Raw genomic sequence first — 16481 nt, 5'->3', positions numbered from 1 at the left:
CCGCGGACCGAACATGTCCGCAATGGCGCTCATCATTGCTCCATGAACCTCACCATGAAGCTCGAACTCGTCACTCTGGCCGTCACCGACGTGGACCGCGCCAAGGACTTCTACGTCTCGATCGGCTTCGTCGCCGACCACGATGCTCGCCCCTGGGACGGTATCCGGTACGTCCAGCTCACTCCCCCGGGCTCGGCCTGCTCCATCGCGATCGGCGAGGGCATCACCGACGCCGAACCGGGCAAAGGAGCCGGGATCCTATTGGTCGTGGACAACGTCCAGGAGGCCTACGAGCACCTCACCGCAGCCGGCCTGACCATCGATCCACCCAAGGACGAGGGCTGGGGCACGTTCGTGTACTTCGCCGACCCCGACGGCAACACGTGGTCGGTGCAGCAGTTGCCCGCGCAGCCCTGAACCCAGTGCCGGAGTTACTGGTGCCGGAACTGCAGCCGGGCCAGGATGCCGCGGTGGTCGGAGCCGGGAATCTCTATGGCCTCGACCGAGCGAACCGCCATGTCCGACACCAGAACATGGTCGATGGCGATGACGGGTGGGTACCAGGTGTGCGCCGGGTACGTCCTGAGCATCCCGGCTCCGCTCGCCACCGCGGCATCGACGAACCGACCGTCCTGCATATCTCGGTACCGCCGATGATCCTGCGTCGCGTTGAAGTCGCCCGCCACCACCACGGGACCGTCGTCGACGGGAATCTTGGCCAGTAGTTGACGCAGCAGCGCGAGCTCGCGAACCCAGTCGGACGGCTCCCGTGGCCACGGCGGCACGGGATGAACCGCGAACACCAGCGGCCGCCCCGGCATCTCCACCCGTGCCGAGAGCAGCTCGGTCACGAAACCGTCGTGCCGCTGCTCGTCGACGAGCGGAAAGCGACTGTAGATACCGGACCCGTCACCGCCCGCGGCGGCACTGACGTACACATGCGGCAACAGCTCGGACAGTCTGCCGCGAAGCCCCGCGTCGGCCTCGGGCGTCAACTCGACGAGGGTGAGCACGTCGGGCCGGTGTTTGTCGACCAACGCAACCAACGCATCGAGATCGGCCTGTCCCAGCCAGATATTGGCGTGCAGCACCGTCAGAGTCGGTGCCTCGGCCGTCGTCCGGGCGCGGTGCCTGTGCAGAGGAATCTGCGTTGCAACGGCACCCGTCACCACAGCCGCGCCGGCCGCCAGCCCCCACCAGCCGAACGCCACGGCCGCGAGTGCCGTGCCGGGCACCGCGGCGAGCATGAGGACATGTGCCAAAGACGCGGCAACGAGCATCGCCTGCCCCCGCGCGTCCACGCGGTGCGCCACGATGCCGAGTACTGCTGTGACGAGCAGTAACAGAGCCGCCGATGCCGAAACCATGAGCGGAAGTCTTACAGGCAAACCTGAGGCCGAGCTGGGAAGCATCCTCGAGACCGACCGAACTGTTCGCTTTCTCGCCGCAAACACGACAGAATTGACAACGCTGTCCGTGAGTCAAGTAGGGGGACTTTCCGTGAACCGAAGGCAACTGCTGCGGTTGGCCGCTGCCGGAATGCTCGGCGCCGCCGCCGCTCCGGTTCTGAACTCGGCTGGAATGCCGGGCTCCGCCACCGCAGGTGCGCTGCCGATCGGCGCCGAACGCATCCGAGCACTGGTTCCCGAGCTGTTCGCCGACCCCCCGCGCCCACCGGACCACTCCCCCGTCCTCGTCATCGGCTCCGGATTCGGTGCGAGCGCCGCCGCCCTCCGCATGGCGCAGGCCGGCACCCAGGTCACCGTCCTCGAACGCGGACTGCGCTGGCCACGTGACCCGTGGCGCGAGATCTTCACCGCCGACATGACCGCCGACGGACGCGGACTGTGGCAGCAGAGCTCGTTCACCAACATCACCGGAATGCCCGTCGGACCGGTCGACCTGTTCGGCGGCGTTCTCGACACCACCCGCTACGAGAACCTCTCCGTCTGGCGCGGCGCGGCCGTCGGCGGCGGCTCGATCGTCTACACCGGCGTCACCATCGCCCCCGACAAGAAGTTCTTCGACCTCTCCTTCGGCGGACGACTGAACTACGACGAGATGGCCGCCACCTGGTACCCCAAGGCGCGCTCGATGCTCCGGCCGTCGGCGATGCCCGAGGACGTCTACAACAGCCCGAATTTCGCACACTCACGCACCTGGGACGACCACGCCAGGCGGGCAGGCTTCACCCCTCAGGCAGTGGACGGCAACTGGAACTGGAACGTCGTCCGCGACGAGATCGGCGGCCGCTCGAGGCCGTCCGCGACGGTCGGTGCCAGCACCTTCGGCAACTCCAACGGTGCCAAGCACGACCTGACCCAGAACTACATCCCCCAGGCCGAGGCCACGGGCAACGCGACGGTATGTCACAGCCACCGCGTCGCGGCGATCGGCACCGAATCCGGCGGCCGCTACCGCGTCGAGATCGAACGCCTCGACCCGTTCGGCAACGTCGTCGAGACACGCACGCTCACCTGCGACACCCTCGTCCTCGGAGCCGGGTCCATCGGCACCACCGAGCTGCTGATGCGCGCCCGCACCACCGGAGCACTGTCGAACCTCAACGAATTCGTCGGCACCGGCTGGGGCACCAACGGCGACGCCTCGATGACCCGGTCGCTCGGGCCGATGTCCGCAGGACCGCAGGGTGCGCCCTGCGCATCTCGCATCGTCGACGACTCAGGACTGCCACTGACCGTCGAGAACTGGTACGTACCGGGCGTTCCCGTCAACCTCGGATTCATCGGCTCGCTCGGCATGACCATCGACCCGCTGCGCGGAAACTTCGGATTCGATTCCGCCGCAGATCGATTGACACTGAACTGGCCCAAGGGTGGCAGCCGCGACACCGTCGAAGCCCTACGCGCAGTACAGAATCGGATGGCCCAGGCCGGCGGCACCGTCGTCGCAGCCGAACCGTTCACCCGCGATGTCGACGACACCTTCACCGCCCACCCACTCGGCGGTGCCGTATTGGGCGACGCCACCGACAATTACGGGCGGGTGAAGGGCCACCCCGGGCTCTACGTCGTCGACGGTGCACTGATCCCCGGTAGCACCGGAGCCGCCAACCCGTCGCTGACCATCACCGCATTGGCCGAACGCAACGTCGCGCAGATCATCGCCGACGGTCGCTAGCTCAACTCGATCTCGGGGCGGCCCTCGGGGACGGTGACCGTTGCTGCGGTTCGCACCGATGCCCCCGGTGTGGAAACACGATCGAGAACCCTTACCTCCGAACGCCATTCGGTGTTCGTCAGCGTGCTACGGAGATAGCCGCGCCGAGCATTGCCGTACTTGACGTGCGGTGAGGCCTCGGTGATCGCCGCACCGGCGGAGTCGACATCGGCACCGTCCTTGCCCGACGCGATGGACGTGGTCGCGATCTCCACACCTTGGATCGGCGACACCTGATCCTGGTAGTCGCGTCGCAATTCCGACACGATCGTGCGGTGGATGTCGCCGACGATGGACGCGACGTTCTTCGTGCCACGATCCCTGGCCCCGTCCAGAATTCGGTGCCGAGACGCCTCGTATCCGCTCCACGGATCCATCCCGACCTTGCGATCGCTGCCGAGCCCACGAGCCAAGTCCGAGATGACCGTCTGGTGCGCCAAGAAGTTCCACGTCGACGGTGATGCGAACCCGTCGAGAATCCATTGTTCCTGTGCTGCACCGGTTATGGTGCGCGACGGATCGGCCGTCTCGGCGTCCTGCGCATGCTCGCCGTCCCCGTGTGCCTGATCGCTGCGGTACTGGCGCGTGTCCAGCACCGAGAAGTCCACCAGATCGCCGAAGGAGAACCGGCGGTAGACCGTCATGTCCGGTCCGATGGGTTTCAGATTCGCGCGCACCGGAGTGTTCTCCCACCACGACTTGAAGGCATCAGCTCTGCGCAACAGAAACTCTCGCGGATCGTCGTTGTCCTGGCTGATCTGCGAGGCCCAGTTGTTGTCCACCTCGTGATCGTCGAACGTCGAGACGAACGGTGCCGACGCATGTGCGGCAGCCAGGTTCTCGTCAGCCTTGTACATCGCGTATCGGTCGCGATAGTCGCTGAGCACCATGGTCTCTCGCGCTGCCGATTCGGTGCGCGGCTCGCCCTTCCTGGCACCCTCGTCCTTGATCGCGTACTCGTAGATGTAGTCGCCCAGAAAGAACACCACATCGAGATTCGAGGCAGCCAAGTCCTGGTACGCCCCGAAGTAGCCGTCCTCCCATTTCTGGCAGGACGCCCAGGCGAAATCGAGCCTGCTCAGCGACTGCCCGACTGCCGGTGCAGTTTTGGTGCGCCCGACCGAGCTGGCGTGCGGTCCGACGAGAAAGCGATAGAAGTATTCGCGAGCGGGCTCCAGACCACGGACGTCGACGTGAATCGACCAGCCGTCGAACTCGGTGGCAAGCTCGACGCCCTCGCGCGTGATGTTCGCGAATCGCTCGTCCGTTGCGATCTGCCACCGCACCGGCACGACGCCGGGAGTCATTCCGCCCAGTGGCGCGAAGGGATCGGTGGCGAGCCTGGTCCACAGCACCACCGAATCGGGCAGTGGATCGCCGGATGCCACGCCGAGGCGGAACGGGTAGTCGGGAGTCACCACGGACTGTGCGTGCGCCGCCGTTCCCGCGAGTTCCGGAGTGAACGCCAGCGCCCCCACCAACGCACTCCACGTCAGGAACTGTCGACGTGTTGCCCCCGCCCGCAAGGAGATGTCCTGTCCAATCCCAATCTCGTTACCGCGTCTCACCATTGGTCGAGACTCTCGCGCCCGGACAAACTACACCCGTCATCGATTCGACGTGGAGGTGAACACGACGGATCCATCCGATTCAGGACCGAACTCGTCCGCGATCTCGGCAAAACTCGAACGCATGACGAACACCGACCGCACCGGATCCCAAATCGACCACGTCAACATCGGCGTCGACGATCTCGCCGCCAGCGCCGAGTTCTACGGTGCTGCACTCGCACCGCTCGGGATCACCGAGATCATGCGGGTACCGCACACCCCAGAGGCGAACCAACTCGCCATGATCGCCTTCGGCTGGGCGCAGGTGAAGCCCTTCTTCTGGATCGTCGACGCCCCGGGTTCGGCTATCGGACCGCACACCCATCTCGCGTTCAGTGCCCCGGACCGCGCCACTGTCGATGCATTCCACGCGGCAGCGCTGTCAGCAGGAGCGATCGAGCTCCGGCCATCGGGACTACAGCCGGAGTACCACGCGAACTACTACGGATCGTTCGTGCGCGACCTCAACGGCATCGATCTCGAAGCCGTCTGCCATCACGAATGAGTCGACGAATGCGAACTCACTCGGTCAGCTGCTGCCGAACATCGGAGGCAAGGCGGGAAGTGGCGAGACAGGATATGCAGCAACGTTCATGACGACGGTGCCGTCGCAGTAGCCGCCATAGATAGTCGTCGTCCACACGCCCGTAAAGCTGCCATCGGGTTGTGGCGTGTAGTAGGCAACCGAGTGTGCATCGTTGTACTCCTTGGGATTTCCTGCACCCTTCCAGCAGTCCCACACCCAGTCATAGGTATGCACCCAACTCGTCCCGTCCCAGGTGTAGTCGATCGGGCGGTTCTGGAGAGACTCGTTCGCCGGAGGTGGACCGGCGACGACGGAGGCAACGCAGTTCCCGTCGGTGCAGTCGGTGGCGAAGGTGTAGACGTCGGAGAAATCCGGTTCTCGTTGCGACGCCGCTGCGCTCGTGCCCGTCTTGCTCGCCGCGAACCGCATCAGCGAATAATCGCCGGACCACGACGGGTCGCCGCCGGGTGCCGCACCGGCCGGAAGGGCTCCCGCGAAAATCCACGCCATGACCATCGCGAGCACGAGCACAGTCTTTCGCATGGGGCAACAGTAACGGCCGGTACCCCGCGCCGAGCCCGAGACGGCGAAGTTCGCCTCATCGACAGACCGAATCAAGCCTGAACGACCCACACCGAATTGCCGTCGGGATCACGTAGCGCGAACATGGGCGGCGCACCGTCCTCGGTCCCGGAAAGTGCGTCCATGTCGATACCGCCGATCGCAGTCAGACGCGCGTGTTCCGCCCCGACGTCGGGGGTTTCGACTCCGATGGACCCGCCGCCGGGCGAGTCACCCATCGGCGGATTCAGAGCAAGCCGCGCCGTCGACCCGGGCGGTGCCACTTCCAGCCACCGGTACTCGCCCTCGGGTCCGAAACGCGTATCGTCGCGCAGCTCGAAACCGAGCACGCGTGAATAGAACTCGAGGGCGGCGTCCTGGTCGGTGACGGTGAACATGGCCACGCCGATGTTCACGATGGTGCTGGGTGTTTGGTTGGTCATGTCGATACCGACTCGAGGCGCATCGAAAACTCATCGCCCAGCGGCGGTAGCTTCTGTAGGCATGAACGATGCGCTTTCGGAATCTCTCGGATCACGGCGGATCGCTTTCCTGGTGTTCGACGGGGTGAAGATGCTCGATTTCGTCGGCCCCGCAGAGGTCTTCGTCGAGTCGAATCAGCAGCCCGCCGTCGATTACGAGGTGGTGATCCTCTCTCCCGGCGGCGCAGACGTGAGCACCTCCATCGGGACAACGGTGTCCACCCGCCCGGTCGCGGGATCCGGACAGTTCGACACCGTGATCATCTCCGGTAGCGAATTCGATCCGATTCGCCTCGTCACCGCCGAACTAGTCGAGGCCGCAACCGATCTCGCTGCCCGGACCCGTCGGATGGCGTCCGTGTGCACCGGGGCATTCGTCCTTGCCGCGGCAGGCCTACTCGATGGCCGAGCCGCAACGACACATTGGAAGTTCACGTCCGATCTGCAGCGCCTCTATCCCGCCCTCACGGTCGATCCGGATGCCATCTTCGTCCGGGACGGCCACCTGTACAGCTCCGCGGGTGTTGCGGCCGGTATCGACCTCGCACTGGCTCTCGTCGAGGAGGACCATGGACCCGAAGTGGCGCGGGCCGCGGCCCAAGGACTGCTGGTGTACATGCAGCGAGGCGGAGGACAATCCCAGTTCTCGTCGTCCCTCCTCGGCCCGATCCCCCGCACGGGAGCAGTCCGCCGAGTGGCCGACCACATACGGGACAACCCCCGGCTACCGCACACCGTGGCGGAGCTGGCTCGGTTCGCGGCCCTCAGCACCCGTCAGCTCACTCGGCTGTTCCAGTCCGAACTCGGCAGCTCACCAGCCGAATTCGTCGCGTCGACGAGATTCGAGTTGGCTCGCGACGCCCTTCACACCGGCTACACCGTCGGCGAGGCCTCCCGTCGAGCCGGGTATTCGAGCTGCGAAGTGATGCGACGCGCGTTCGTCGCCCGAATCGGGACGTCCCCGCGCAGCTATCAGCAGCGGTTCGCATCCCAGTCGACGATGTCGCAAAACGAGCGGTTCTCGACCCACACAGTGGTACCGCGCAGCTAAGGTCCCGGGCGACACTGCTTCCATGCCAACAATCACAACACCGGACAACGTCGAGATCTTCTACAAGGACTGGGGGTCGGGTCAGCCCATCGTCTTCAGCCACGGCTGGCCACTCTCGTCGGACGACTGGGACGCCCAGATGATGTTCTTTCTGGAGCAGGGCTATCGCGTCGTCGCCCACGATCGGCGCGGTCACGGCCGGTCCCAACAGGTCGGTGACGGGCACGACATGGACCACTACGCCGACGATCTCGCCGCCGTGGTCGAAGCCCTCGATCTGACCGACGCGATCCACGTCGGCCACTCCACCGGCGGCGGCGAGGTGGTGCGCTACCTGGCACGGCACGGAGAGGAACGCGCAGCCAAGGCGGTGCTGATCAGTTCGGTACCGCCGATCATGGTCAAGACCGACGACCACCCCGGCGGTATCGAGAAGTCCTTCTTCGACGACGTCCAGGTTCAGGTCGCCACGCGCCGTGCCGACTTCTTCCGCAGCTTCGCCGAGGGTCCCTTCTACGGCTACAACCGGCCGGGAGCTACTCCGTCGGAGGGCATCATCGCCAACTGGTGGCGTCAAGGAATGATCGGCGGCGCGAAAGCCCACTACGACGGCGTGGTTGCCTTCTCGCAGACCGACTTCAGCGATGACCTGCGTGGGGTGAACATCCCGACGCTGGTGCTGCACGGCGAGGACGACCAGGTGGTGCCCTACGAGAACGCGGGAGTGCTCTCGGCGAAGCTACTGCCCAACGGCACGCTGAAGACCTACCCCGGCTTCCCGCACGGCATGCCGACAACGGAAGCAGCGACGATCAACGCCGACATGCTGGAGTTCTTCCGGTCCTGACGCAGCACGGTCACAACGAACATACGGTCATAACGAAGAACAAAGCCCCGCATCGACCGAAGTCGATGCGGGGCTTTGTCTGCTGGCTCTGTCGTCGTGGGCGGAAACTCGTAGCGGACTACGAGTAAGGAGTGGAGCCTGCGGAACGACCCACTACCCAGCCGTGCACGTGCGACGAAGTCGCTCTAGCGGTATTCGTTGGAGAAACCGTAGTCGTCGAGCGGCACTGCAGCGCCGGTTCCCTGGCCGAAGCCGTCCGGGCTGTAGTACTGATCGTCGTACGACGGCACCGCGTATGCCGCGGCACGTGCCTCTTCGGTCGGCTGCACCGTGATGTTCCGGTACCGGTTGATGCCGGTACCAGCCGGGATGAGCTTACCGATGATGACGTTCTCCTTGAGACCTATGAGCTTGTCGCTACGGCAGTTGATCGCCGCATCGGTGAGCACACGAGTGGTCTCCTGGAAGGACGCTGCCGACAGCCACGAGTCGGTGGCCAGCGACGCCTTGGTGATACCCATCAGGACCGGACGTCCGGCTGCGGGCTCGCCACCCTCGGAGACGACGCGACGGTTGCTCGACTCGAATTCGCTGCGCTCGGTGAGTGAACCGGGCAGGAATTCGGTGGAGCCGCTGTCGATGATCGTCACGCGACGGAGCATCTGGCGCACGATCGTCTCGATGTGCTTGTCGTGAATCGACACACCCTGCGACCGGTACACCTCCTGGACCTCGTTGACGAGGTGGATCTGCACCTGACGGGGACCCATCACGCGCAGGACCTCGTGCGGATCGGCAGCACCTTCCATGAGCTGCTGGCCGACCTCGACGTGGTCACCGTCCGCCAGAAGGCGCTCGGTGCCGTCGTCGTGCTTGAAGACGCGCAGACGCTGACGCTTGGAGAGCTTGTCGTAGACAACCTCTTCGCCGCCGTCGTCCGGGACGATGGTGATCTTGTAGAAACGATCGCCGTCCTCGAGCTGGATGCGTCCCGACACGTCCGCGATCGGAGCCTTGCCCTTCGGCACACGTGCCTCGAACAGCTCCTGCACGCGAGGCAGACCACCGGTGATGTCATCTCCGGCGACACCACCCTGGTGGAAGGTACGCATGGTCAGCTGGGTTCCGGGCTCACCGATGGACTGTGCGGCAACGATACCGACGGCCTCACCGATGTCGACCAGCTTGCCGGTGGCCATCGAGCGGCCGTAGCAGGTGGCGCAGACGCCGGTTCCCGTGGTGCAGGTGAGCACCGAGCGAACCTTGACCGACGTGATGCCCGCAGCGAGCAGCGCATCGATGGCCGGGTCACCGAGATCGTGTCCGCGAGCGACGATGACCGTGCCGTTCTCGTCGACAGCGTCGTTCGCCAACGTGCGGGCGTACGTACTGGTCTCGACGTGAGCGTCGCGGATCATCTTGCCGTCGGCGGTCTTCTCGGCGATCGTCGTGACGATGCCGCGCTCGGTGCCACAGTCGGTTTCCCGAACGATGACATCCTGCGAGACGTCGACCAGACGACGCGTCAGGTAGCCCGAGTCGGCGGTACGAAGCGCCGTGTCGGCCAGACCCTTACGAGCACCGTGCGTGTTGATGAAGTACTCGAGAACCGTCAGGCCTTCCTTGAAGGAGGACTTGATCGGACGCGGGATGAACTCACCCTTCGGGTTCGTCACCAAGCCCTTCATGCCGGCGAGCGAGCGAACCTGAGTCATGTTTCCGGCTGCGCCGGACTTCACGATCATCGGGATCGGGTTGTCGTCGGGGAAGTGGGCCTCCATGGCCTTACCGACCTGCTCGGTCGCGTCCTGCCAGATCTTGACCAGTGCGGAGTTGCGCTCGACCTTGTCGAGTGCGCCACGCTGGTACTTCTTCTCGATCTGATCGGCCTGAGCCTCGAAGGTCTCCATGATCTGCGGCTTCTCCGGCGGCACGAGGACGTCGGAGATCGAGATGGTGACACCCGAACGCGTGGCCCAGTAGAAGCCTGCGTCCTTGAGCTTGTCGACGGTCTGCGCGACCACGATCATCGGGTAACGCTCGGCGAGATCGTTGATGATGGTCGACTGACGCTTCTTCGGCATCTGCTCGTTGACGAACGGGTAGTCCGCCGGAAGCAGCTCGTTGAACAGCACGCGTCCCAGAGTGGTCTCCGCGGTCCATGCCTCGCCGCGGTTCCAGCCGTTCGGGAACAGCTCGTTCTCGACGTCACGCGGCGGGCGCTGCGTGGTGAGACGAACCCGAATCTGCGACTGCACCGTCAGCGCTCCACGGTCGACGGCCATCTGAGCCTCGGCCGGGGAGGAGTACGCCCCGAACTCGGCCTGATCGGTCGACGCGTCGACGCGCTCGCCGACAGCACCGGCGTCGAGACGCGTCAGGTGGTACAGACCCGTCACCATGTCCAGACGCGGCATGGCGAGCGGACGGCCCGATGCAGGCGAGAGGATGTTGTTCGAGGACAGCATCAGCACGCGTGCCTCGGCCTGAGCCTCGGCGGACAGCGGGAGGTGGACAGCCATCTGGTCACCGTCGAAGTCGGCGTTGAACGCCTCACACACGAGCGGGTGCAGCTGGATGGCCTTGCCCTCGACGAGCTGCGGCTCGAACGCCTGGATGCCCAACCGGTGCAGGGTGGGTGCACGGTTCAGCAGCACGGGGTGCTCGGCGATGACCTCTTCGAGAACGTCCCACACCTGCGGACGCTGACGCTCGACCATGCGCTTGGCCGACTTGATGTTCTGCGCGTGGTTCAGATCCACCAGACGCTTCATCACGAACGGCTTGAACAGCTCGAGAGCCATCAGCTTCGGCAGACCACACTGGTGCAGCTTGAGCTGCGGTCCGACGACGATGACCGAACGGCCCGAGTAGTCGACGCGCTTGCCGAGGAGGTTCTGACGGAAGCGACCCTGCTTGCCCTTGAGCAAGTCGGAGAGCGACTTCAGCGGACGGTTACCCGGTCCGGTGACCGGACGTCCACGACGGCCGTTGTCGAACAGGGCGTCGACCGACTCCTGCAGCATCCGCTTCTCGTTGTTGACGATGATCTCGGGAGCACCGAGATCGATCAGACGCTTGAGGCGGTTGTTGCGGTTGATGACGCGGCGGTACAGGTCGTTGAGGTCGGACGTCGCGAAACGTCCACCGTCGAGCTGCACCATCGGACGAAGCTCCGGCGGGATGACCGGGACGGCGTCGAGAACCATGCCCATCGGCGAGTTGCGGCCGGCCTGGAACGCAGCGACGACCTTCAGACGCTTGAGCGCACGCAGCTTCTTCTGACCCTTGCCACTGCGGATGGTCTCGCGAAGAGACTCCGCCTCGGCATCGATGTCGAAGGTCTGCATGAGCTTCTGGATCGACTCGGCACCCATGGCACCGGTGAAGTACTCGCCGTACCGGTCGATGAGCTCGCGGTAGATGAGCTCGTCGACGATGAGCTGCTTGGGAGCGAGCTTGGTGAACGTGGTCCAGATCTCTTCGAGACGATCGAGCTCACGCTGTGCGCGGTCACGGAGCTGACGCATCTCGCGCTCGCCGCCGTCCTTGACCTTGCGGCGCACGTCGGACTTGGCACCCTCGGCTTCGAGCTCGGCGATGTCGGCTTCGAGCTTCTGCGCACGAGCCTCGAGATCGGCGTCGCGCTGATCTGCGACGGCCTTCTTCTCGACCTCCATCTCGGCCTCGAGAGTCGAGAGCTCGTTGTGACGGAGTTCGTCGTCGACCGTGGTGATGACGTAGGCAGCGAAGTAGATGATCTTCTCGAGATCCTTCGGAGCCAGGTCGAGCAGGTAGCCCAGACGCGACGGCACACCCTTGAAGTACCAGATGTGCGTGACCGGAGCGGCCAGTTCGATGTGGCCCATGCGCTCACGACGCACCTTGGCGCGAGTGACCTCGACGCCACAACGCTCACAGATGATGCCCTTGAAGCGGACGCGCTTGTACTTGCCGCAGTAGCACTCCCAGTCCCGAGTGGGGCCGAAGATCTTCTCGCAGAAGAGGCCGTCCTTCTCGGGCTTGAGCGTGCGGTAGTTGATGGTCTCCGGCTTCTTGACCTCGCCGTAGGACCACTGACGGATGTCGTCCGCAGTGGCAAGGCCAATGCGAAGTTCATCGAAGAAGTTGACGTCGAGCACGTAACTTCCTTTCCCCGTTATGGGTGTTGTGATACCGAATCAAAAACAAGAAATATCGCCCGGTGGGCCTGCATCGCTGCAAGCCCACCGGACCACAGAACTACTGTGCGAGGTCGTCGACCGTGGCAGCTTCGTTGCGGGAGAGGTTGATTCCCAGGTTGGCTGCGGCACGCTCGAGGTCTTCGTCGTCACCGTCGGCCATCGTGATGGCAGCGCCGTCCGAGGACAGCACCTCCACGTTGAGGCACAGCGACTGGAGCTCCTTGAGGAGCACCTTGAAGGACTCGGGGATACCGGGCTCCGGGATGTTCTCGCCCTTGACGATCGCCTCGTACACCTTCACGCGGCCGACAACGTCGTCCGACTTGATGGTGAGAAGCTCCTGCAGCGTGTACGCGGCGCCGTAGGCCTGCATGGCCCAGCACTCCATCTCACCGAAGCGCTGTCCACCGAACTGCGCCTTACCGCCGAGGGGCTGCTGCGTGATCATCGAGTACGGCCCGGTCGAACGAGCGTGGATCTTGTCGTCGACCAAGTGGTGCAGCTTGATGATGTACATGTAGCCCACCGACACCGGGTACGGGAACGGCTCGCCGGAGCGGCCGTCGAACAACGTGGCCTTTCCGTCGGATCCGACCATCTGCTCGCCGTCGCGGTTGGGAATCGTGCTCTCCAGCAGGCCGGCGAGCTGATTCTCCTTGGCACCGTCGAACACCGGGGTGGCGATGTTGCTGTCGGCCGGAGCCGCCAACATCTCCTCGGGCAGACGCTCGGCCCAATCGGGCTTCGTGCCGTCCGCGGCGATCTGGACGTTCCAACCGGTCTTGCCGATCCAACCCAGATGGGTTTCGAGGACCTGACCGATGTTCATACGACGCGGAACACCGTGGGTGTTGAGGATGATGTCGATCGGGGTGCCGTCGGGCAGGAACGGCATGTCCTCCTGCGGGAGGATCTTGCCGATGACGCCCTTGTTGCCGTGACGGCCGGCGAGCTTGTCGCCGTCCTGGATCTTTCGCTTCTGAGCCACGTAGACGCGGACCAGCTCGTTGACGCCGGGAGGCAGATCGTCGTCGTCGTCGCGCGAGAAGACGCGGATGCCGATGACCTTTCCGTTCTCGCCGTGCGGAACCTTGAGCGAGGTGTCGCGAACTTCGCGAGCCTTCTCACCGAAGATGGCGCGCAGCAGGCGCTCTTCGGGGGTCAGCTCGGTCTCGCCCTTGGGCGTGACCTTTCCGACCAGCACGTCGCCGTCACGAACCTCGGCACCGATACGGATGATGCCGCGCTCGTCGAGGTCTGCGAGGACCTCGTCGGAGACGTTCGGGATGTCGCGAGTGATCTCCTCGGCACCGAGCTTGGTGTCGCGAGCATCGATCTCGTGCTCCTCGATGTGGATCGAGGTGAGAACGTCCTCTTCCACGAGGCGCTGCGACAGGATGATCGCGTCCTCGTAGTTGTGGCCCTCCCACGGCATGATCGCCAGCAGCAGGTTCTTGCCGAGTGCCATCTCACCGTTCTCGGTGCAGGGGCCGTCGGCGAGGACCTGGCCGGACTCGACGCGCTGTCCCTCGTCCACGATCGGACGCTGGTTGGCGCACGTGCCCTGGTTGGAACGCGCGAACTTGCGCATCCGGTAGGTCTTGCGCGATCCGTCGTCGGCCATGACCGTGACGTAATCGGCGGAGACCTCTTCGACGACACCGGTCTTCTCGGTGATGACGACGTCACCGGCGTCGACGGCTGCACGCAGCTCCATGCCGGTACCGACGATCGGCGACTCGCTGCGAACCAGCGGGACTGCCTGACGCTGCATGTTCGCGCCCATCAGGGCACGGTTGGCATCGTCGTGCTCGAGGAACGGGATCATCGCGGTGGCGACGGACACCATCTGGCGCGGCGAGACGTCCATGTAGTCGATGTCGTCGGACGAGACGAACTCGACCTCTCCACCCTTACGGCGGACGAGAATCTTGTCCTCGATGAAGTGACCCGAATCGTCGACCGGGGAGTTCGCCTGCGCGAGCGTGTGGCGATCCTCCTCGTCGGCGGTCAGGTAATCGACATCGTCGGTGACCTTGCCGTCGACGACCTTGCGGTACGGGGTCTCGATGAAGCCGAACGGGTTGACGCGTGCGTACACCGAGAGCGATCCGATCAGGCCGATGTTCGGGCCTTCCGGGGTCTCGATGGGGCACATGCGGCCGTAGTGCGACGGGTGAACGTCGCGGACCTCGAGGCCGGCGCGCTCACGAGAGAGACCGCCGGGTCCCAGTGCCGACAGGCGACGCTTGTGCGTCAGACCCGACAGCGGGTTGTTCTGGTCCATGAACTGCGAGAGCTGGGACGTTCCGAAGAACTCCTTGATCGCAGCGACGACGGGACGGATGTTGATCAGGGTCTGCGGCGTGATCGCCTCGACGTCCTGAGTCGTCATACGTTCGCGCACGACGCGCTCCATGCGGGACAGGCCCACGCGGATCTGGTTCTGGATGAGCTCGCCGACGGTACGCAGACGACGGTTGCCGAAGTGGTCGATGTCGTCGACCTCGACCGGAACCTCGACGCCGTCGGGTGCGGTCATCGAGGTCTCACCTGCGTGCAGACGCACCAGGTACTCGATGGTCGCGACGATGTCTTCCTCGGTGAGGGTCGACGCCACGATGGGCTGACCCGAGTTGAGGCCGAGCTTCTTGTTGATCTTGTAGCGACCCACGCGAGCGAGGTCGTAGCGCTTGTCCTTGAAGAACAGGTTCTCCAGCAGGGTCTGCGCCGACTCCTTGGTCGGCGGCTCGCCCGGACGCAGCTTGCGGTAGATGTCGAGGAGAGCCTCGTCGGTACCGGCGGTGTTGTCCTTCTCCAGCGTGGCCATGAGGATCTCGGAGAAGCCGAAGCGCTCCGTGATCTGCTCGGTGGACCAGCCGAGAGCCTTCAGCAGCACCGTGACGGGCTGGCGACGCTTGCGGTCGATGCGGACACCGACGGTGTCGCGCTTGTCGACGTCGAACTCGAGCCATGCACCACGGCCGGGGATGACCTTGACGCTGTGCAGGTCCTTCTCGGTGGTCTTGTCGATCGAGTGATCGAAGTAGACGCCCGGCGAACGCACCAGCTGCGAGACGACGACACGCTCGGTGCCGTTGATGATGAAGGTGCCCTTGTCGGTCATCATCGGGAAATCACCCATGAAGACCGTCTGGCTCTTGATCTCACCGGTGTTGTTGTTGATGAACTCGGCCGTGACGAACAGCGGAGCCGCGTACGTCATGTCCTTGTCCTTGCACTCATCGGTCGAGGCCTTGACCTCGTCGAATCGTGGATCGGAGAAGGAGAGAGACATCGAGCCCGAGAAGTCCTCGATCGGGGAGAGCTCGGTCAGGATGTCCTCGAGTCCACCGGCGACACTGCTGTCTCCGCGGGCGGCGGCACGGTCACGCCAACTCTGCGCACCTACCAGCCATTCGAACGAATCCGTCTGTACATCGAGGAGACCGGGTACCTCCAACGGCTCGCGAATGTTCGCGAACGAAACCCTCCTCGGGGCTCCCGGTGTTCCGACAACTGCCTTGGTCTGGCTAGAGACTGCCAAGATGCGTCCTTCCAGCACCTCACGCGGGTCGCTCGTGCAGTGCGACCGCCGCTGTATCTGTTTGCTATATGTGGGGCGAATTTCGGCTGGTGCAACCAGACCGAATCCCCATCACAGCGGCCCGAAAACGTGCTTTCGGGTAACAGCGATCGAGAGGTGGACAGGAGGCAGCCAGCGCAACGTCCAAAGGTACCCCAAATGTGCGCAGAGCGCAACGGGGGCATCAAAAGTAGCACCCGGGGTCCAGTCGTGCGCTGACTCGACGAAAGCGTGTCGCCTGCCGGACGCCCGATGCCGCTTCGGCCACGAAACCACTGGGGGTGCTCCTGACGACAAGAGTGAACCGTGCCGCCCCCTTCGTCAAGAGGTTCGGCCCGATCCGTTGCCCGAGATCGCACTCGAACCAGGCTCACCAGGCTCGTCAATGGACCATTGCACCGCCGAGACGTGTGCAACGGTCCATTGACGCGGTCGGGGGCGGGGCGGTCGGAGG

The 16481-nt window shown here is 64.5% G+C and carries 11 protein-coding genes; 5 read left to right on the top strand and 6 right to left on the bottom strand.

From position 1 onward, the window contains the following. Positions 1-42: 42 nt before the first annotated feature. Positions 43-417 (top strand): VOC family protein, encoded by a 375-nt coding sequence (locus CH295_RS15480; RefSeq protein WP_037191293.1) that lies wholly within the window; start codon positions 43-45, stop codon positions 415-417. Positions 418-431: 14 nt separating this feature from the next. Here the strand turns inward: CH295_RS15480 and CH295_RS15475 are convergent, their stop codons facing one another. Further along, positions 432-1367 carry an endonuclease/exonuclease/phosphatase family protein gene (locus CH295_RS15475; protein ID WP_170945926.1) on the bottom strand — a complete coding sequence of 312 codons (936 nt, stop codon included), beginning with the start codon at positions 1365-1367 and terminating at the stop codon, positions 432-434. Between the two features lie 133 nt (positions 1368-1500). Here CH295_RS15475 and CH295_RS15470 point away from each other — a divergent pair, with 133 nt between their 5' ends. Beyond that, positions 1501-3141 carry a GMC oxidoreductase gene (locus tag CH295_RS15470; protein WP_094741215.1) on the top strand — a complete coding sequence of 547 codons (1641 nt, stop codon included), beginning with the start codon at positions 1501-1503 and terminating at the stop codon, positions 3139-3141. Here CH295_RS15470 and CH295_RS15465 read toward each other — a convergent pair. Continuing rightward, the gene (locus CH295_RS15465) at positions 3138-4751 is read right to left on the bottom strand and encodes an alkaline phosphatase D family protein (RefSeq protein ID WP_094741214.1); all 1614 of its coding nucleotides are present in this window, start codon (positions 4749-4751) and stop codon (positions 3138-3140) included. The two genes, CH295_RS15470 and CH295_RS15465, sit on opposite strands and share 4 nt — an antisense overlap. Before the next feature lie 121 nt (positions 4752-4872). Here CH295_RS15465 and CH295_RS15460 point away from each other — a divergent pair, with 121 nt between their 5' ends. Beyond that, positions 4873-5295, top strand: a complete 423-nt coding sequence (locus CH295_RS15460) for a VOC family protein (RefSeq protein WP_094741352.1) — start codon at positions 4873-4875, stop codon at positions 5293-5295. Positions 5296-5319: 24 nt separating this feature from the next. Here CH295_RS15460 and CH295_RS15455 read toward each other — a convergent pair whose 3' ends face one another. Continuing rightward, complete coding sequence (locus CH295_RS15455) at positions 5320-5859, bottom strand: Rv2253 family sensor-like surface protein (protein ID WP_094741213.1); 540 nt, start codon at positions 5857-5859, stop codon at positions 5320-5322. A 71-nt stretch (positions 5860-5930) separates the two neighbouring features. Then, complete coding sequence (locus CH295_RS15450; RefSeq protein ID WP_094633965.1) at positions 5931-6320, bottom strand: VOC family protein; 390 nt, start codon at positions 6318-6320, stop codon at positions 5931-5933. Positions 6321-6381: 61 nt separating this feature from the next. Between CH295_RS15450 and CH295_RS15445 the strand changes: the two genes are divergently transcribed. Both CH295_RS15445 and CH295_RS15440 read left to right on the top strand, forming a co-directional pair. Next, positions 6382-7410, top strand: a complete 1029-nt coding sequence (locus tag CH295_RS15445) for a GlxA family transcriptional regulator (protein WP_094741212.1) — start codon at positions 6382-6384, stop codon at positions 7408-7410. Between the two features lie 22 nt (positions 7411-7432). Continuing rightward, positions 7433-8257, top strand: coding sequence for an alpha/beta fold hydrolase (locus CH295_RS15440; RefSeq protein WP_037191278.1), 825 nt, complete (start codon positions 7433-7435; stop codon positions 8255-8257). 185 nt (positions 8258-8442) lie between these two features. On the opposite strand, the gene CH295_RS15435 is transcribed toward CH295_RS15440, so the two are convergent. Continuing rightward, the gene (locus CH295_RS15435) at positions 8443-12399 is read right to left on the bottom strand and encodes a DNA-directed RNA polymerase subunit beta' (RefSeq protein ID WP_094741211.1); all 3957 of its coding nucleotides are present in this window, start codon (positions 12397-12399) and stop codon (positions 8443-8445) included. A 100-nt stretch (positions 12400-12499) separates the two neighbouring features. Continuing rightward, the gene (gene rpoB, locus CH295_RS15430) at positions 12500-16006 is read right to left on the bottom strand and encodes a DNA-directed RNA polymerase subunit beta (RefSeq protein ID WP_037191275.1); all 3507 of its coding nucleotides are present in this window, start codon (positions 16004-16006) and stop codon (positions 12500-12502) included. Between the last annotated feature and the right edge of the window lie 475 nt (positions 16007-16481).

Origin of the sequence: Rhodococcus sp. 14-2483-1-2 (assembly GCF_002259405.1) — a bacterium.
GTDB lineage: Bacteria > Actinomycetota > Actinomycetes > Mycobacteriales > Mycobacteriaceae > Rhodococcoides.
The sequence above is the reverse complement of the archived record's forward strand: the minus strand, read 5'-3'. Positions and strand labels throughout refer to the sequence as shown.